This window comes from Kribbella soli, from assembly GCF_004331345.1.
Lineage (GTDB): Bacteria > Actinomycetota > Actinomycetes > Propionibacteriales > Kribbellaceae > Kribbella > Kribbella soli.
On the sequence record NZ_SJJZ01000001.1, the window covers coordinates 152,630 to 166,291 of the forward strand.

The window sequence follows — 13,662 nt, forward strand, 5'->3', positions numbered from 1 at the left end:
GTTTCGGGCCGTTGATTCGGCAGAATCGCACACGTGCTGCTGGTCCTCCTCGTCATGGTGCTCGCTGCCGGGGCGGCGGTCGCGACCGGCGGACGGTTCGGCCGATTGGCCGACAACACCTTGACCGGCGTGCACTGGCTGGCCGCGGCGGCGATCGGGCAGCTCCTCGGGTCCCTCTTCGGCGGTACGGCGTACCCGGTCGGCCTGATCGGGTCGGCGGTCTGCATCGCGGTCTTCCTGCGGATGAACCTGCGGCATCCGGGCGTCGGCCTGACGGCGCTGGGATTCTTCAGCAACGCCGTCGTCGTCGCGTTGAACGGCGCCATGCCGGTGTCGCTGAACGCGTTGGCGCGCGCCGGGGTCAGCGGCGCAGGCGTGACCGATCCACGACACGAGATCTCCGGCGCCGCGACGCGACTGCCCTGGCTCGGCGACGTCGTACCGGTCGCGCTTCCCGGTCTGGGGCAGGCGATCAGCCCAGGCGACGTACTGATAGCCGCCGGCGCCGGTCTGCTGCTGTACGCCGGGATGGGCGGCTCGGGCCGCGTGCCGGCCACGACCGCCCCGATCTGGGCCGAACTGGAACCGTGCGCCGGTACGCCGGCCCTGCTCCACCTGTCGCCGAAAGCGAGCCAGGAGCTGTCAGAACCGACTGCGCTTTCAGAACCGAAAGCCGCGGCCGACGATCCGGCGGAGTGACTCGACCACGACCGGGTCGTACTCCGCGCCGATCCCCAGCCCGATCGACTCCATCGCCTTGTCCGGCGACTGTCCCGACCCCTCGCCGACGAGCTGTTCGTAGGCCAGGGCAACGTTCACGATGCCGCTCTCCACCGGGATGGCCGAGTTGTTCGCCCGCCCGTGCCGGTACGGATCGTTGGAGTGCCGAACGATCTCCGCGACATGATCCAGTACGCCGGACCGCTCGATGACCGACGCCCCGATCTCCGCGGCCCGCTGCCGCTCCTCCCGCGTCCGGAGCAGCGACGCACCGCCAGGACTGGGATCCGCCAACGCCAACTGTCCGACGCCCGACAGCAGAGCGGCGTACTCCAGCGCCTCCATCCGCGCCGGTGTCAGCCCCAGATCGTTGCCGATAGCCACCGCCAACGCCGCCGTCCGCGCATTCTGCCCCGGACTACTGAACCCGGCAATCTCCGTACTCCGAGCCATCGACCGCACCGTCGCCCGATACGTCCGCTGCGCCGACGAGTACCGCCGAAACGCGAACTGCGTCAGCAACAACGGCACGAGGACGACCGGAGGACCCCAGAGTCCGAGCAACGCCGTCGCCGCGGCCAGCAGCATCCCGGTGATGCCCATCGCCAGCCCGATCCTCGTCATGACACTCAACTCATCACGAAGCGCCGCCGGAAACGGGCGGTTGTAGCGCTCTGTTGCCTGTCCGGCACCGATCAACGCGTCACTGATGCCTGCGCTCAGCACGGCGGCCAGCATGGCCCCGGCGATCCAGATCGCTTCCTGCCAGCGGCCGGTCCAGACGAGGTCCGGGGTCGTCAGCACGGCGAAGGCGACCGCCGCACAGGCCACCGAGATGCCACGGCGGCACGACACGACGATGTCCCACCACAGGCCGGCGATCGCCCGCGGCACGATCCCGGCCGCCGTCGCGACCGCCGTGACGGCGATGATCTGGGCGACCTCCGGAGGAACGCCGACCGCGGGCCCACGCAGTACGGCGTACGCGAGCGCGGCGCTGGTCGCGATCGGGGCGCGGTTGCGAATCCTGTCGACGCGGAACTGCACCATCTCGCCCACCGCGATCAGGACCCCGAACACCAGCGCGTACTGCCACTCGGTGACACCGTGCCGAGCCGTCAGCACGATCGCGATCAGCGCCAACGCACCGCCGGTCGCGACGATGACGACGCCGCTCCCCATCCGCCGGAGCTCCAGCCCCTCGGTCATGGCGTTCCCGGTCATGAAGCAGGTCCTGCCGCGTTACCGGACGCACCGCCGCCGCTGCCGAGACTGAGGTCGTCGTGATCGATCGCGACCGTCACGGAGCCGTCCGGCGCCGGCTGGTCGGCCGCCGTCTTCCAGCCGCGGGCCCGGATGACCTCGACGAACGCGTCCACCAGCTCCGGGTCGAAATGCGAGTACCGGTCGTGGATCAGGATGTCCAGCGTCTCCTCGACGTCGCGGGCCGGCCGGTACGACCGGGTCGAGGTCAGCGAGTCGAACGCGTCGACGATCCCGATGATCCGCGCGAAGTACGGAATGTTGTCGCCACTGAGGCCGGCCGGGTAACCCGTCCCGTCGTACTTCTCATGGTGATGCAGGACAGCGGACTTCACTTCCTCGAGGAACGGGATGTTCCCGATCAACTCGACGCCGCGCGCCGGGTGCAGCCGGATCGCATCCATCTCGGAGTCGTCCAGGCGCCCGGGTTTCTGAATGATGCTGGTCGGTACGCCGACCTTCCCGACGTCGTGCAGCAACCCGGCGTGCTCGAGTGCCTGCTGTCTGTCCTCGGGAAGCCGCAGTTGGCGGCCCAGCATGCCGACGCCTTCGCTCACCCGCTCGGAATGTCCACGGGTGTAGAGATCCTTGGTCTCGATCACCTGGATGAAGGCCCGCATCGTCGCCGCCTGCGCACGGCGCTCGGCCTCGTACTGCGACAACGCCCAGCGGCTGACGTACAGCGGGATGAAGATCAGCAGAACGGACAGGAAATTCAGTCCGGACAACCAGGCGACGGCAAGCAGCAGGCCGAGGAGGCCGTAGCCGAGCAGCGAGGGCGAGGTCGGCAGAGCGACCTTGCGAAGGAACGCGAGCGGGGTCGGATCTCCGGGCTCGAGCGAGAGCACGACACACAGCAGCAGCGCGTTGACAACGAGCCAGGTGGCATTGGCAGCGGTGGTGCTCCACACGGCATCCCAGGGGTGCCGCAGCACGTCGTCGCCGCTCGGTCCGCCGGCGAGGTTGAACACCGCGCCACCGGCCGCAGCACAAATCACGGACTGGGCGCCGTTGAAGATCTTCTTCTGCAACGGATGCCGCCGGTCCTGACCCAGCGCGCCGACCGCACCGACCAGGATCGCGGAGCTGACACCGGACAGGAGATACAGGGCGATGACAACGACATAGTCGAGGGAAGTTCGGTAAATCTGCCCAACGCGAGGCCGGAGCACGGTTCCGGCAAGCATCAGGAGACCAAGGCACACAGCGGGTGCGTCGACCCGGGCATTCGCCACGGCGAAGCCCAGAATGACCACAGCCGTGATCGTTGTCACGACCACCACCAGCTGAAGCAGCACGCGCCGATTCACGGGCGCAACGCTACCCGTACAGCGATCATCGGACTACCAGTCCCAACCGCTAGTAGCCACGGAACTCCTTCACCCAACACTCGTAGGGATAGGGCACTGCAACGGGGCAGTTCCGTGAGCGGACTACCAGTCCCAACCGTCACCAGACATGTCACACCTCCGTTCAGCGCTCGCAGTCTTACGCCCCGCAGATCGACAGGGCGCAGGGGGGCAGACAGCACGTCGCTGACTCTTCAGTATTTTTGCTCAGACCGACTGCGCCGAAACACTGTAAGCCAGAGCGTGACCTACCCGTAGGACAAGCGAAGACCGGCCGGATATGAGAGACTGTGACTCTTTGCAGTTGTTTCAAGGAGGCTTTGGAATGGGAAAGACCGGCCGGAAGCGCCGCGCACGCAAGAAGAAGGGCGCAAACCACGGCAAGCGCCCGAACGCCTGACCGTTGGCGGCTACAGACAGCGAGGACCTCGGAGAAATCCGGGGTCTTTGCGATTTGGTCACAGCTTTACAGCAGACCACCTTTATCAGAGGTTCTGTATTCGGAGAGTTCCCAATCGCATACTGAATGCTATCTTTCAAACGACCGTTTAGCATTCGGTGGCCTTCTCGACCGACGCTGTGGACAACGGCCGACGGGCGTCCGCGGATCCCCCTAGAGTTGGGCCCGGAGGTTTCCGGTACTGACCGATATCGGGCCTGGGTCCGAGGAGGGTGAGGACGTTGAGCGAGTCGGCGATGCCAACGCTGAGCGAGCTCCTCCGCACCTTCCGCATCCGCGCCGGCCTCACCCAGGCCGCTCTCGCCGAGAAGGCCGGCCTCAGTGAGCAGGCCATCAGCGTGCTCGAACGCGGCACTCGCAGCCGCCCACGCATCGACACGGTCCGCTCGCTCACCGCAGCCCTCGCCCTTACACCCACCGAAGCCGACCAGTTCCTCTCCGTTGCCCGCGGCAAGGGCAAGCAGTCCGGTGCACCCAGGAGGCCCGAGCCGTCTGCGACCGCCGACGCCTCTCTGGTGCCATGGCAACTACCTCCGGCCGCACGGGACTTCACCGGCCGCGCCGCCCAGCTCGACGCCATCCTGTCCGTGCTGCGGAACCTCACCGGGACCGGACCGGTCGGCCTGGTCGCGGTCACCGGGATGGGTGGCATCGGTAAGACGACGCTTGCCGTCCAAGCCGCGCACAAGCTGACCGACAGCTACCCGGACGGCCACCTCTACCTCAATCTCCGCGGCTACGGACCGGGCGATCCGATGTCCGTCGCGGACGCTCAGCGACAACTTCTGCGTTCCCTGGGAGCGGACCCGCAACGCGTTCCCGCCGATGTGGAGGAAGCTGCCGGCCTGCTCCGGTCCCGGCTCGCCGGCCGCCGGATGCTCGTGCTGCTGGACAACGCCGCCGACGCCTCGCAGGTGCTGCCGTTGCTGCCCGGGAGTTCAGGGTCGGCTGTGATCATCACCAGCCGCGGATCGTTGGCGACCTTGCCCGGCGCCCGGCAGATCCATCTCGACGCGCTCTCGGAGGCGGAGTCCGTCGAGCTCCTGTCCGGAGTCGTCGGCGAGGCACGGATTGCGGCCGAGCCGCAGGCGGCGAAGAGTCTGGCCGGTATCTCGGGTCGCCTGCCACTCGCCGTCCGCCTGATCGGAGGCCGGCTGACGGCCAGGCCGAACTGGCCCATCCAGCACCTCGTCACGCTCCTCGAGGACGAGGAGCGCCGGCTCGACAGCTTCGGCTCGGACGAGACCGGTGTCCGCGCCAGCATCACCAGCTCGGTGGACTTTCTCGAGCACAGCGAGCGTCCGCTCGACCGCGAGGCTGCTCGATCCCTTGCCCTGCTCAGCATTCCGGACGGCTCCGACCTGGTCGTTGCCGTCGCCGCAAGCATCCTGGAGCTCCCGGCCCATCGGACGGAGGCGATCCTCGACCGTCTGGTCGACCTGAATCTGATGGAGGCGGTGGCGCCGGAACGCTACCGCTTCCACGATCTGATCCGCGCGTTCGGGCGCGAACGCAGCGACGACACGCTCGATCAGGATCAACGCGACGCCGTCCTCGAACGCGTCCTGCGCTTCTACGCCGATTTCGCCTGGGCGGTCCAGAGCAGGAGCCATCCGACCAGCCCTCGCATCGCCATGGCGACGACGCCCTTCTCACCGTTGCCTGCAACAACAAGCGCCGAATCGGCCGCCGGTTGGCTCGATGCCGAGCACCGTAATCTGATGGATCGCTATCACCAGGCGATCGCGTCCGGGCTGGCCACGGCGCTGATCATTCCCGAGCTCACACTGGCGCTGTTCGGTTACCACGAGTACCGATCGCGATGGGTGGAAATGGGTGAGATGTGCCGTGCCGCACTCGGGGTCGCCGAGACGTCCGGGCTGCAGTTGATGGCGGCCTGGCTGGAGCACGACAGCGCCATTCCGGAAGTCGAGACCGGCAGCCTCGAAGCCGCCGCGAACCACCTGCTGCGTGCCCTGGAGCTGTTCCGGGCGATCCCGGACCTCCACGGTCAGGCCCGGTGCTGCACGTCAGCCGCCCATGTCCTCGGCAGACTCGACCGTGTGGTGGAGGCCATCGAACTCGCGACCGAAGGTCTGGAGATCAGCCGCCAGCTCGCCGACACCACGGTGGAAGGTGTTTCGTATCTCGCACTCGGTGGTCTCTACGACCGCAATGGAGACTACGCCCTGGCCGACGATGCCTATCGGCGCGGCATCGCGCTGGCCGAGGCATCCGGAGACCTACGGTCGGTCGCGAAGAGATACCTCAGCACGGGCTTCTCACACCTGCTGGTCGGCCGCACGGACGACGCCCTCGAGCCGATCCTCCAGGGCTTGGAGGTTGCCCGGCGCGGCAAGAACAAGGAGCTGCAATCGCAGGCGCTGCAGCACCTGGCCGCGGTTTTCGCCCTTCGAGGCGAGTACCGGAAGGCTCACGAGACCGTCGAAGAAGCCATCGACCTGATCCGCCCGCTGGGCAATCGCGTACGCCTCGGGTATTTCACCCTCGAGCTCGGCAGGATCGGCCTCGCGGCGGGTCAGTTCACCGCCGCCGCCCGCTATCTCCAGGACTCCATCGAGATCCTGCACGACCTGTCACCGCATTTGGAGATCGCCGCCAGGGAATTACTCGATGTCGCCCGCCGGGAACAGCCACAGCCCTACAGTTACAGAGATCCGCAGACCACCTAGGCGGTTAGCGGTAACTCAGTCCGTCGTCGTGATGGTGGTTTCGATTTGGATTTGGGTCAGGCGGAGGAGGATTTTCTGGCGGAGGGCGTCGGGGGCGTGGTCGGAGCCGCAGGAGCGGTGGACCAGCTTCTTGACGCAGCGTTCCAGGTCGTACTCGTCGAGGCAGGGGGCGCACTCTTCGAGGTGCTGGCGGATCTCGTCGGTACTGGCGTCCTCGAGTTCGTTGTCGATGAAGACGTAGACCCGTTGCAGGATCTCTCCGCAGTCGACGTCGTGGTGCTCGCCGCAGCTCACGACTCCTCCTTCTCCGCAGCTTCGTCGGTGCTCGACGCGGCCGCGTCCGTGCTGTCGTCCGCCGGGATCAGGCCGCGGTCCCGGGCGTAGTCGCCGAGCAGCTCACGCAGCTGGCGCCGGCCGCGGTGCAGCCGTGACATCACGGTGCCGACCGGTGTGCCCATGATCTCGGCGATTTCCTTGTACGCAAAGCCCTCGACATCGGCCAGGTACACGGCCAGCCGGAAGTCCTCCGGGATGGCCTGCAGCGCCGACTTGACGTCGGAATCGGGCAGGTGCTCGAGGGCGACCGCCTCGGCCGACTTCAGCCCACCGGGAGTGTGCGACTCGGCGGCGGTGAGCTGCCAGTCCTCGATCTCCTCGGTCGGCGACTGCGTCGGCTGACGCTGCCGCTTCCGGTATCCGTTGATGAACGTGTTGGTCAGGATCCGGTACAGCCACGCCTTCAGGTTGGTGCCCGGCGTGAACTGGTGGAACGAGCTGTACGCCTTCGCAAAGGTGTCCTGCACCAGGTCCTCGGCGTCCGACGGATTACGGGTCATCCGCATCGCCGCGGCGTACATCTGGTCCAGGAAGGGCAGCGCTTCGCGCTCGAACCGCGCGGTGCGCTGCTCGGGTGTCTCGGTCGTGGTGGGAGTCGGCATCGGGATCGAGAATACCGGGGTCTTCCCAGCAGTTCGCTCCGGAGCCACTCTCGTCGCCATCATGTTCGTCACAACACGCCCGGCAGCGGGGGCATTCCCGCCCGGCGCGCCGCTATCCGGACACCTCGCGGCTCACCCATTCGAACACGGCTTCGATCAGCAGGTCGTACGTCTCCTGCTGGTCCAGCTCGGCCCGCTTCGGCACCTTGAAGGAATGGTCGGCGTCCGGCACCACGGCCATCTCGGTGAGCGGCGGGAACTCCTCCGGCGTACCGAACGGATCCCGCTCCCCCTGCACGACCAGCGTCGGCAGCCCGGCCGCCTGGAGCTCGTCGACGCGCGACTTCTCCGGCTTCCCCGGCGCGTGCAGCGGAAACGCCATCGCCAGTACGCCGGAAGCGCCCAGACTGCTCGCGGTGCGGCAGGCGACCCGCGCGCCCGCGCTCCGGCCGCCGATCACCAGCGGCGTCCGGACCCGGAGCTGCCCGATGATCGCGATCCACGCCTCGTCGAGCGCCTTCGGGGCGGGCGCCAGCTTGCGGCCGGCGCGCCGCCAGGGCTGCTCGATCAGGAACACGTTGATGTCCTGCTTCGGCAGCCGGGCGGCCAGTGCGGCCAGGTCACCCGACTCGATCCCGGCCCCGGCGCCGTGCCCCAGGGCGAGCGTCGCCACCGGGCGGCGGGCGCGGTGCGCCACGATCCGGGCCTCTCCGTGCGGCGTCGCCACAATCCGTTCGTCGGTCACCCGGCCCATCCTGTCATCACGACCGGTGAAGAGCGGGCACGAAACTCAGAAGAGAGTGGTCGGGCTGTCCTGCGGGTCCTCGCCGTCGGGCGGCAGCGGATCGAGCAGGTGCGGGCCGTTGTTCTTCACCGAGCTGACCGCCTTCGACACGGCGTACGCCTCGAGGCGGCCGGGTGCGGCGGGGACGAGGAGTTCGAGCACGTCGTCGGTGTCCGAGGACAGCGGGTCCAGCCAGGCGTCGTACCGCTCGCGCTCGACCAGGAGCGGCATCCGGTCGTGGATGCGGCCGAGGTCGTCGGTGGCCGATGTGGTCAGCACGGTGCAGGTCCAGAGCCAGGCCTCGTCCTTGTCCGGGTCCTCGACCGACTTGTCCCGCCAGATCTCGTACAGCCCCGCCATCGACAGGATGCTGCCGTCCGGCGGGTGGATGAAGTACGGCTGCTTGACCGGCTTGCCGTTCACCTTCTCCTCGGCGGTGTACCACTCGTAGTAGCCGTCCGCGGGCAGGATGCAGCGGCGGGTGGCGAACGCCTTCTTGAAGGCGGGCTTCTCCGCGACCGTCTCCATCCGGGCGTTGATGAGCCGCGAGCCGATCGAGGTGTCCTTGGCCCAGGACGGCACCAGCCCCCACTTGACCGTGGTGAGCTTCCGGATCGTCTCGTCGGGCTGCTCGCGATTCTTCCGCTCGACCACCGCGACCACCTGGTTGGTCGGCGCGACGTTGTAGTTCTCGCCGAGCTCCTCGACCGTCTCTCGCACGTTGCCCGCCTCGATCTCGAACTCCGCAACGAGATCGGACGGCTCCCGGCTGGACGCATACCTACCGCACATACCGACAGCCTAGGCCGAACTTCTCGGCGTCTGCTGCGTCAAACCGCAGGGCGGCGTACGCCTTCCCGCGGACAGCTACCAGCAGTAGGAGGAGACGACGTGCGAGTCGCGGTGCTGTGCGGTGGCGAGAGTTCGGAGCGCGATGTGTCGCGTTCGTCCGGCTGGGCGGTGGCCCAGGCCCTCGCCGGTCGCGGTCATGACGTGGTGCTGATCGATCCGGCCGCGGAGGAACCGGTGCTGGCTGATCCCGTGCCGGCCGGCGATTCCGTCGTACCCGTGCCGAAGGAGCCCCCGGCGCCGACGGACCGTGCCCTGCTGCGCCAGCGGATGTACGCCGCTCTCACCGGCGGACCCGCCCTGGAGCAGCTGCGGCGGGCCGATCGGGTCTTCATCGCACTGCACGGCGGCTGGGGAGAGGACGGGCACGTCCAGGCATTGCTCGAGCTGGCGGGCATCCCGTTCACCGGTGCGGGCCATGACGTCTGCGCCGTTGCCTGGCACAAGGGCCGTTGCCAGGCAGTGCTCGAAGCCGCCGGGATCCCGGTGCCGGCGCGGGTGCTCTACAACCCCGCTGAGCAACCTGAGCCGCCGATCGGGGTCAAGCAGCTGCTGGCGAGCGGACCGGTGGTGGTGAAGCCAGTCGCTGACGGATCGAGCGTGGCCGTCCGCAAGGTCGACTCGCTGGACGGGCTGCCGACCGAGGGCGAGCTGCTCGTCGAGCCGTTCCTGAGCGGCCGGGAGTTCACCGTCGCGGTGATCGGTGCGACGGCGCTGCCGGTGGTGGAGATCGAGCTGACCACGGCCGTGTTCGACTACGAGGCGAAGTACCAGCCGGGTGCGGTGCGGGAGGTCTCCCCCGCCGACATCCCCGGACACTTCGCCGAGCGGTTGCAGGAGCTCGCGATCGGAGCGCATCGAGCCCTCGGGTTCGGTACGACGTACTCCCGGGTCGACTTCCGCTGCGATGCCGCCGGTACGCCGTACTGCCTGGAGGTCAACGCACTGCCCGGGCTCACGCCGGGCAGTCTCGTCCCGGTCGCCGCGAAGGGCGCGGGGATCACGTACGGCGAACTCGTCGACCGGTTGCTGACGGCAAGCGGCGGCGGATCGCCCACCCCGTGTTAGGCGATCCGCCGCCGGACTGATGCGCCCGGCCGCCCCCCTGTAGGCGTCCGGACGCAAGCCTCAGGTTCTGGCCAGCTCGTCGAGCAACCTCCCGGCCATCTCGTCGCTACCGGGCAGTCCCTCGATCCAGATCCGGGCGAGCTGGGGTACGTCGGTGTCCAGCCGCCACTGGGTGATCAGGGCTCGTACCGTCGCGACCTGCTCCGGCAGGTTCGGCTCGCGGCCGACGAGCGCCGCCGCGCGGCGTGCGCCGACGCGGCCCAGTACGTCACCGCCGCAGAAGACGATCCGCAGGCACTCCGCGACGTCGACGAGCGTGAGCTCGCGGTCGAACGGCGACGTACCCGCGGGATGGAGCGGTTCGACAACCACCAGTGCGTGGGTTTGCGGTACGGAAGTTCCACGGAGTTCCGCCTCTCGGTAGAGCTCGCCGAGCCGGGACCGCAGGTGCGCCAGGCTGGACAGCCCGGTCAGCGGGTCCTCGCAGGACAGCGAGTGCAGGTAGACCAGGGACGCCTCGGCCCAGCTGGAACTGAGTGCGCGTACCGCGGCGAAAGCCGGCTCGCCCCCGGCGATCGAGCGGTACAGCGCACTCAGCCCATCAAGTGCCTCCACCAGCGAGATCCCGTCGGCCGCGAGGCGGCGTCCGGTCTCGTCCGATGCAGGCACGACATCGGCACCGTCCCGAAGCGCCTCGGCAATCGCGAGATAGGCGCTGTGGTCGATGCCAGCTGTGCCGTGCGGCTCCCTCCGGCCGCGCGGTTGATCTGGGGACGACACTTCCGGCCGGGTCCGGGCGGGCGACCCCGCCAGGTTCAGGGACTTGGCCGGACGCAGGTCGAACCGTCTGCGGATGTCCGCGAACAGCGACATGGCCCTCCTCGAATAGCCCCGTCAGTCTCCCGACCGGTCGGCCGGAAGCGTCGTACGGCGATGAGACAGAGCTGGACGGAGTTCATGACGCGGATTCGCAGAACTTTTTTCGGGCGTAACTTCGGCCCTGGCGTTCTCGTAAGGAAAGGAGCACAGTTCCGCGTCAGGAAACGTGCGCTCGACCGTCCTATCTGGGAACCTTGTTCCCGGCAGCACGTGACGGTTAGTCACAAAGCTGCACACAGAGTTGTCAGAGCCCACGGGGGAGATGGATGGAGACGCCGGACGGCCAGCCCGATCCGCTGAGCGACGCCGAGCTGATCGCGAGCGTTCGCAACGGCGACCTCGAGGCGTACGGCGAGCTGTACGCGCGGCACCACCACGCCGCCGAGCGGATGGCCCGCCAGCTGGTCCCGGCCAACGACGCCGACGACCTGGCCAGTGACGCGTTCGCCAAGGTCCTGGACGCGCTCCGGGCCGGCGGTGGGCCGGACGTCTCCTTCCGCGCCTATCTGCTGACGACCGTACGGCGGGTGCACGTCGACCGGATCCGCTCCGGGAGGAAGGTGCAGACCACCGACGACATCGCGTCGTACGAGCGGGAGCCGGAGACCTTCGACGACCCGACCGTCACCGGATTCGAGAGCGGCGCGGCTGCGAAGGCGTTCGCCAGCCTGCCGGAACGCTGGCAGGCGGTGCTCTGGCACACCGAGGTCGAGGGTGAGAAGCCGGCCGCGATCGCTCCCCTGCTCGGCCTGACCGCGAACGGCGTGTCCGCGCTCGCCTACCGGGCCCGCGAGGGCCTGCGGCAGGCGTACCTGCAGCAGCACCTGGCCGATGTCGCCGGAGATCGCTGCCGCTGGACGACCGAGCGCCTCGGCGCGTACGTCCGCGGCGGCCTCACCAAGCGCGAGAACCGGAACGTCCGCGAGCACATGGACGACTGCGCGAAGTGCACCGCGGTGTACCTCGAGCTCGTCGAGGTCAACAGCGCGCTGCCGGCGCTGCTCGCCCCGGCCCTGCTGGGCACCGCGGGCATCGGCTACCTGGCCGCCGCTTCGGGCGCCAAGGTCGGCCTGGTCGGCTTCTTCGTCACCGGCTGGAAGAAGGCCACCGAGAACAGCACCCGGGCGGCAGTCAGCGGCGGCGCGGTCGTGGTCGTCGCGATCGCCGCCGTACTCGCCGCGATGGCGCTGACCGGCAACGACACTCCCCCGGCCGCGATCAACCAGCCGTCGACGCAGCCGACGCAGCAGCCGACCCAGCCGCCCGCGCAGAAGCCCACCGTTCCGCCGGTCAAGCCGCCGGTGAAACCGCCGTCGGCCAAGCCGCCGGCGTCCAACCCGACGCAGGCTCCGACGAGCGCGCCGACGACGGCTCCGACCACGACCGCCCCGACTACCGCTCCGACGCAGCCCAGTGTCACGCCGACGCCGACGGTCCCGACGCCGCCTCCGAGTACGCCGACGCCGCCCAAGCCGACCCCGACCACTCCGGTGCTCGACGAGGGTCTGGTGACGATCAGCATCCCGCAGGGCGGCGGCAACCCGGTGCTCGATGAGACCCCGGCGCCGCAGCCCCGGTCGGCGCAGGCCGAGGCGCGCACCGCCGGCGTACGGTTCGTGATCACGATCAAGACCCCGGCCGGGAACGCGAATCCGGTCGTGATCGGGCTCAAGTACGGCGCCGAGCTCGAGTGGCCGCTGAAGTCCAACCCGGCCGGCTGGACCTGCACCCAGGCGTCCGGCTCGTGTACGGCGAGCGACCCGGCGAACCCGAAACCGCTGGCAATCACGTTCGACTCCCCGACCGGCGGCTCGACCGCCGGTCGCACCTTCACCGTCTCGGCGAAGACCGGCCGGCTGTACGACGACGACTCGGCGACCGTCGACGCGAAGCCGACCACCGACGAGAACCTGCTGAAGATCCTCGACGGCAAGGCCGATCCGGACGTCCACCACCGCATCCTGACCGTTGCCCCGCGCACCAACCGCAAGAGCGTCACGCTGAAGCTCATGTACGGCGAGGCGCTGGAGTGGCCGATCGCGGCGACCCCGGCCGGCTGGAAGTGCTCCAAGTCGACCAAGACGTGTACGGCGACCAACCCGGACAAGCCCGCTCCGCTGGCGGCGGACTTCGACGTACCGGACAAGTCGTCGGATGCGGCGCGGACGTTCACCGTCGCGGCGACCGCGGACCTGGTCAGCGACACCGACTCCGATGTGCTGCCTGCGCTCCAGCAGGACGAGTCGCTGCTGCAGATCCTCACGCCGACGCCGCAGACCGACCCGAACCCGTTCGTCTACAACCGGTTCCTGAAGGTCAACGGCGCACAAGGGCGGACGGTGACTCTCGACATCTCGTGGGGACGCAACCTGACCTTCCTGCCGTCGTACGCCCAGGGCTGGACCTGCGAGCGGACCAGCGACATCCGCCGCGCGACCTGCACGACGACGAACTACAAGAAGCCGCTGAACTCCGAGTGGAACGCCTGGCTCCCCGGCAACGGCTCCAGTAACGCCATCACCGTCCACGCACGGGTAGGCGGCCGCGAAGACACCGACACCGCCCAGATCCCGCCCTCAACCTCCCGGCGGTGAAATGGGGTTGCCGGGTCGCCTATCCTGGTGGTGTTCGCGTTGAGGGAACCAAGTAACGCCGTACG

The 13,662-nt window shown here is 68.6% G+C and carries 12 protein-coding genes; 5 read left to right on the top strand and 7 right to left on the bottom strand.

The genetic code is table 11. The features are described 5' to 3' along the window. Positions 1-33: 33 nt before the first annotated feature. The gene (locus E0H45_RS00770) at positions 34-699 is read left to right on the top strand and encodes a DUF5317 domain-containing protein (protein ID WP_238154722.1); all 666 of its coding nucleotides are present in this window, start codon (positions 34-36) and stop codon (positions 697-699) included. On the opposite strand, the gene E0H45_RS00775 is transcribed toward E0H45_RS00770, so the two are convergent. Together E0H45_RS00775 and E0H45_RS00780 are read right to left on the bottom strand one after the other, a co-directional pair. Further along, positions 661-1,944, bottom strand: coding sequence for an HD-GYP domain-containing protein (locus tag E0H45_RS00775; protein WP_238154723.1), 1,284 nt, complete (start codon positions 1,942-1,944; stop codon positions 661-663). The two genes, E0H45_RS00770 and E0H45_RS00775, sit on opposite strands and share 39 nt — an antisense overlap. Continuing rightward, positions 1,941-3,293, bottom strand: a complete 1,353-nt coding sequence (locus E0H45_RS00780; RefSeq protein ID WP_238154726.1) for an HD-GYP domain-containing protein — start codon at positions 3,291-3,293, stop codon at positions 1,941-1,943. Before E0H45_RS00780 ends, E0H45_RS00775 begins: the two co-directional genes overlap by 4 nt. Positions 3,294-3,657: 364 nt before the next feature. Between E0H45_RS00780 and E0H45_RS43820 the strand changes: the two genes are divergently transcribed. Next, a complete protein-coding gene (locus E0H45_RS43820; protein WP_369759046.1) occupies positions 3,658-3,732 on the top strand; it encodes a 50S ribosomal protein bL37 in 75 nt (24 codons plus the stop codon). Between the two features lie 296 nt (positions 3,733-4,028). Further along, complete coding sequence (locus tag E0H45_RS00785; RefSeq protein ID WP_131334336.1) at positions 4,029-6,485, top strand: XRE family transcriptional regulator; 2,457 nt, start codon at positions 4,029-4,031, stop codon at positions 6,483-6,485. Positions 6,486-6,500: 15 nt separating this feature from the next. On the opposite strand, the gene rsrA is transcribed toward E0H45_RS00785, so the two are convergent. From rsrA to E0H45_RS00805, 4 genes are all read right to left on the bottom strand, one after another. Beyond that, on the bottom strand, positions 6,501-6,779 hold the full coding sequence (rsrA, locus tag E0H45_RS00790) for a mycothiol system anti-sigma-R factor (protein WP_131334337.1): 279 nt from the start codon (positions 6,777-6,779) through the stop codon (positions 6,501-6,503). After that, a complete protein-coding gene (locus E0H45_RS00795) occupies positions 6,776-7,423 on the bottom strand; it encodes a sigma-70 family RNA polymerase sigma factor (RefSeq protein WP_131334338.1) in 648 nt (215 codons plus the stop codon). Before E0H45_RS00795 ends, rsrA begins: the two co-directional genes overlap by 4 nt. 112 nt (positions 7,424-7,535) lie before the next feature. Further along, positions 7,536-8,177: an alpha/beta hydrolase family protein gene (locus tag E0H45_RS00800; RefSeq protein ID WP_131334339.1), complete on the bottom strand. Its 642-nt coding sequence runs from the start codon at positions 8,175-8,177 to the stop codon at positions 7,536-7,538. Between the two features lie 36 nt (positions 8,178-8,213). Next, positions 8,214-8,999 carry an SOS response-associated peptidase gene (locus E0H45_RS00805; RefSeq protein WP_131334340.1) on the bottom strand — a complete coding sequence of 262 codons (786 nt, stop codon included), beginning with the start codon at positions 8,997-8,999 and terminating at the stop codon, positions 8,214-8,216. 99 nt (positions 9,000-9,098) lie between these two features. Between E0H45_RS00805 and E0H45_RS00810 the strand changes: the two genes are divergently transcribed. Further along, complete coding sequence (locus E0H45_RS00810; RefSeq protein WP_131334341.1) at positions 9,099-10,124, top strand: D-alanine--D-alanine ligase family protein; 1,026 nt, start codon at positions 9,099-9,101, stop codon at positions 10,122-10,124. Positions 10,125-10,184: 60 nt separating this feature from the next. On the opposite strand, the gene E0H45_RS00815 is transcribed toward E0H45_RS00810, so the two are convergent. Beyond that, positions 10,185-10,997, bottom strand: a complete 813-nt coding sequence (locus E0H45_RS00815; RefSeq protein ID WP_131334342.1) for a hypothetical protein — start codon at positions 10,995-10,997, stop codon at positions 10,185-10,187. Between the two features lie 272 nt (positions 10,998-11,269). On the opposite strand from E0H45_RS00815, the gene E0H45_RS00820 reads away from it, so the two are divergent. Continuing rightward, positions 11,270-13,597 (top strand): sigma-70 family RNA polymerase sigma factor, encoded by a 2,328-nt coding sequence (locus tag E0H45_RS00820; protein WP_131334343.1) that lies wholly within the window; start codon positions 11,270-11,272, stop codon positions 13,595-13,597. Positions 13,598-13,662: the final 65 nt, after the last annotated feature.

Excerpts from the sequence above, each read along its gene's own strand:
- E0H45_RS00775 (WP_238154723.1), bottom strand. The coding sequence starts at position 1,944 with ATGACCGGGAACGCCATGACCGAGGGGCTGGAGCTCCGGCGGATGGGG.
- E0H45_RS00785 (WP_131334336.1), top strand. The coding sequence starts at position 4,029 with ATGCCAACGCTGAGCGAGCTCCTCCGCACCTTCCGCATCCGCGCCGGC.
- E0H45_RS00795 (WP_131334338.1), bottom strand. The coding sequence starts at position 7,423 with ATGCCGACTCCCACCACGACCGAGACACCCGAGCAGCGCACCGCGCGG.
- E0H45_RS00800 (WP_131334339.1), bottom strand. The coding sequence starts at position 8,177 with ATGGGCCGGGTGACCGACGAACGGATTGTGGCGACGCCGCACGGAGAG.
- E0H45_RS00805 (WP_131334340.1), bottom strand. The coding sequence starts at position 8,999 with ATGTGCGGTAGGTATGCGTCCAGCCGGGAGCCGTCCGATCTCGTTGCG.
- E0H45_RS00815 (WP_131334342.1), bottom strand. The coding sequence starts at position 10,997 with ATGTCGCTGTTCGCGGACATCCGCAGACGGTTCGACCTGCGTCCGGCC.
- E0H45_RS00820 (WP_131334343.1), top strand. The coding sequence starts at position 11,270 with ATGGAGACGCCGGACGGCCAGCCCGATCCGCTGAGCGACGCCGAGCTG.